Genomic DNA, 4113 nt, shown 5'->3' on the forward strand with positions numbered 1-4113 from the left:
GGGGGGTCCGTCCGGGGCGGAAGGGGCGCGGTCAGCGCACCGGGACACCCGGTCCCAGCGGGATGTCGAGCGCCCACCAGCCCAGGAACAGCAGGGTCCAGCCGACCAGGACGGTGAGGCACAGCGGCAGCGTCAGGGAGATCAGCGTGCCGATGCCCGCGTCCCGGCGGTAGCGCTGGAGGAAGCCCAGCGCCATGACGAAGTACGGGCTCATCGGGCTGATGACGTTGGTGCTGGAGTCGGCGATGCGGTAGACGGCCTGGGTCGTCTCGGGCGGCACGTCCAGCAGCATGAACATGGGCACGAAGACCGGCGCGATGAGGGTCCACTGCGCCGAACCGCTGGTGATGAGCAGGTTCAGCAGCGAGGAGAACACGATCATGCCGAGGAAGAGCACCAGGGGGTGGACCCCCGCCGAGTCCAGCAGCGCGGCGCCGCGGATGGCCACGATCTCGCCGATCCCGGTCCAGCGGAAGTAGGCGAGGAACTGCGAGGCGGCGAAGAACAGCACGACCACCGGCGCCAGGTCGCGCACCCCCGCGGTCATCGCCTCGGGGACGTCCCGCGCCGAGGCCACGGTGCCCGTGGCGCGCCCGTACACGACTCCGGCGAGCAGGAACAGGACGCCCAGCACGTAGGCGACACCGGTGATGATCGGCGAGCCGAGGACCGTCCCGTCCTCCCCGCGCAGGGGCGAGGCGGGGGGCGCGAGCGCCGCCGCGAGGACCGCCACGGCCGCCACCACGGTCAGCCCGGCGTTGCGCAGCCCTCGGCGCTCGGCGTCGGAGAGGGTCATGGAGCCCAGCTCCTGTGCCTCCCGGTCCCCCTCGCCGTCGCCGTCCTCGGCCAGGCTCCCGGAGCCCCTGCTCAGCAGGAACTCGGTGACGAGGGTGATCAGGGCGGCGAGCACGACGGCGGAGACGACGCTGAAGAAGTAGTTGTCCAGCGCCGTGACCGTGTAGCCGGGGTCGATGATCGAGGCGGCCTCGGTGCTCAGTGCGGCCAGGAGCGCGTCGGTGGGCGTGATGAGCAGTGACGCGTTGTACCCGGCGGAGACGGACCCGAAGGCCACGACCAGGCCGAGGACGGGGCTGCGGCCCGCGGCCTTGAAGAGCAGGGCGCCCAGCGGGATGAGCACGACGTAGGCGGCGTCGGAGGCGACGCTGCCGGTGATGCCGGTCAGCGCCACGGCGAAGGTCAGCCACCGGGCCGGGACCCTGGTGACGCTGCCGCGCAGCATCGCGTTGAGCAGGCCGCTGCGCTCGGCGACCGAGACCCCGAGCATGACGACGATGATGATCGCCAGCGGCGGGAAGGTCGCGAAGTTGTCGATCGCGTCGCCGACGATGGTCTGCACGCCCTCGGGCGAGAGCAGGCTGCGGACCGCGATGCGCTCGCCGTCCACCGGTGAGACCGCGGAGACGCCCAGCGCGTTGAGCAGGGCGCTGAGCGCGATGACGATCCCGGCCATGATCGTGAACAGCCAGAACGGGTGGGGCAGCTTGTTGCCCACCCGCTCGATCACCTGGAGGGAGCCCAGGAGCAGCCGCATCGGCAGCCTGGGGCGTGTGGAATCGGTCGTGGTCACCCGTGCTCCCCTGACGTCCGGGCGGGCTGGCGCCCCTCCCTCGCTGCGTTGACCAGTACATTGCATGTGTGGTGGATGGATATGTCAACTGGCGGCGATAAAGTGGTGGAATTATTCATCAGATACGTCATATTTGGTGACTGAGGTCTTGGCGGAGGCGGATGCGGTGCTGGACGAACTCGACATGGACCTGGTCGCCGCCCTCCAGCTGGCGCCCAGGGCGCCGGTCAGCGCACTGGCCGAGGCCGTGGGGAGTTCGGCGAGCACCGTGGGGCGGCGGCTCCAGCGCCTCCAGTCCGAGCGGTCCGTGCGCGTGGTCGGCCAGGTGGACTGGCCGCTGCTCTCCGACGCCCACCCCCACCACGTGTGGATCACCACCGCCCCCGGCCGCTCGCGGCGGGTGGCCCGCCGTCTGGCGGAGCGGCCCGAGACGCAGTTCACGGCCGTGACCAGCGGCGGATCCGACGTCTACTGCGTCGTCCACCCCTTCCGCCGCGACCGGGCGGCGGACCTGCTCGCCGACGGGATCCCCTCGGTGGAGGGCGTGGCGGCCACACGGTCCGATCTGGTCCTGCGGGCGGTGAGCCGGGCCGACTCCTGGCGGCTGGACCGGCTCGACCCCGTGCGGTCCCGGGCACTGGACCCCTACACCGACACGGGAGAGGACGGGGCCGCGGAGGAGCCCCGTGGCCCGTTGAGCGCGCAGGAGGCGCTCGTGGTGCGGATGCTGCACCGCGACGCGCGCGCCGGTTCGGGGGAGGTCGCCCGCGCGCTCGGGGTCAGCCAGTCCACGGCCTACCGCCTCGTCCAGTCCGTGCTGGAGCGCCGCATGGTGCGCCCCCGGGTGGAGGTGGAACCCGCCCTGCTGGGCATGGGCGTGGAGGCGGTGCTGGCCCTGGAGGTCAGTCCCCGCGAGATCGGCGGAGTCGCCGACGCGCTGGGGGCGCACCCCTCGGCGCGCTACGTCTCGGTCGTGGCCGGGACCTCGTCCGTCATCCACCACGCGGTGTTCCGCGACGAGGCCGAGCTGGCCGACTTCCTCTCCGCGGACCTGGGGCGCCTCTCGGGCATCACGGGCCTGCGGGTCTCGGTGGTGCTGGACGTGCTGCGCCGCTACTGGACTGCGCGCGAGGGCGCGCGGCTCGGGCCGCCCGGCCCGTCGGCGCTGCTGGACGGGGAGCCGTCCGCCGGGGAGTGAACGGCCGCCTCCGGGGCCGCGCACTCCTCCGACCGGTTCACGGGCCGCCCGCCGGAGGAGTGCGCGCGGCTTCCCCGCGCGCACCGCGGCGCCCGCCGGGAGCCCCGGCACACACGACGGCGCCCCCGGCCACGCCACCGCCGGGGGCACCGCCTGTCGGTGAGGTCGACATGTCCGTTCGCCGCCGTGCCCGCTCACTGCTGCGCCACCTGACGACGTGTCCGTTTGACGACATACCTGTTCGGCGACCTGTCCACTCACCGGCACACCCGCGCACGGACGCGTCCGCGCGCGGGAGCGCAGACGCGCCTACCCCTCCCCGCCCTTGGCGACCAGCGTGAGCACGTCGTAGGTGGCCACGGCCTCGCCGTCCTGGTCGGTGACCAGGGCGTCCCAGCGCACCTCGCCGTAGTCGGCGTTCGTGCGCGGGGTGATCTGCTTGGCGGTCAGCGTCACCCGGATGGTGGCGTCCTCCTTCACCGGGGTGAGGAAGCGCAGGTTGTCCACGCCGAAGTTGGCGAGCACCGGGCCCGGGGCCGGGTCCACGAACAGGCCCGCCGCCAGTGACACCACCAGGTAGCCGTGCGCCACGATCCCGCCGAACAGCGGGTTGGCGGCGGCGGCCTCCTCGTCGGTGTGCGCGTAGAACGTGTCGCCGGTGAACTCGGCGAAGTGGTCGATGTCGGCCCGGGTGACGGTGCGCTCCGCCGACCGGATCGTGTCGCCGATCCGCAGCTGGGACAGGTCCTTGCGGAACGGGTGCACGTCGCCCACGGTCCGCTCGGAGCCGGTGGTCCAGTGGCCGGTGATCGCGGTGACCATGTCCGGCGGGGCCTGCACGGCGGTGCGCTGCATGTGGTGCTTGACGCCGCGCACGCCGCCCATCTCCTCGCCGCCGCCCGCGCGGCCGGGTCCGCCGTGCACCAGCACGGGCAGCGGGGAGCCGTGGCCGGTGGACTCCTTGGCGTCGTCGCGGTTGAGCACCAGGATGCGCCCGTGCCAGGGCGCCAGCCCCAGGACGACCTCGCGCGCCACGTCCGGGTCGCGGGTGACGAGCGACCCCACCAGGCTGCCGCTGCCCCGGGCGGCCAGCTCCACGGCCTCGGCGACGCCGTCGTAGGTGATCACGGTGCTGACGGGGCCGAAGGCCTCCACCTCGTGCGGCTCCCGGGCGCCGGGCTCGGCGCGCAGCAGGATCGGGGACATGAACGCGCCCGACTCGTCGTCGGCCCCGGCGACCTCCACGCTCTCCGGGTCGCCGTAGACGAGCTCGCTGGTGGCGCGCAGGGCCTTGACCGCCTTGCGGACCTCCTCGCGCTGGTCGAGC

3 protein-coding genes are annotated in these 4113 nt (G+C 73.2%); 1 reads left to right on the forward strand and 2 read right to left on the reverse strand.

Annotated elements, in window-relative coordinates; genetic code table 11:
- Nucleotides 1-31: 31 nt before the first annotated feature.
- Nucleotides 32-1552 (reverse strand): AbgT family transporter, encoded by a 1521-nt coding sequence (locus DQW06_RS14955; RefSeq protein WP_013151088.1) that lies wholly within the window; start codon nt 1550-1552, stop codon nt 32-34.
- 202 nt (nt 1553-1754) lie between these two features.
- On the opposite strand from DQW06_RS14955, the gene DQW06_RS14960 reads away from it, so the two are divergent.
- On the forward strand, nt 1755-2786 hold the full coding sequence (locus tag DQW06_RS14960) for an Lrp/AsnC family transcriptional regulator (RefSeq protein WP_013151089.1): 1032 nt from the start codon (nt 1755-1757) through the stop codon (nt 2784-2786).
- Nucleotides 2787-3095: 309 nt separating this feature from the next.
- Here DQW06_RS14960 and DQW06_RS14965 read toward each other — a convergent pair.
- The coding region (locus DQW06_RS14965) for an aldehyde dehydrogenase family protein (protein ID WP_117198708.1) at nt 3096-4113 on the reverse strand (1018 nt) is incomplete at its 5' end.

The organism is Nocardiopsis sp. TNDT3, from assembly GCF_003427465.1.
Taxonomy (GTDB): Bacteria; Actinomycetota; Actinomycetes; order Streptosporangiales; family Streptosporangiaceae; genus Nocardiopsis; species Nocardiopsis dassonvillei.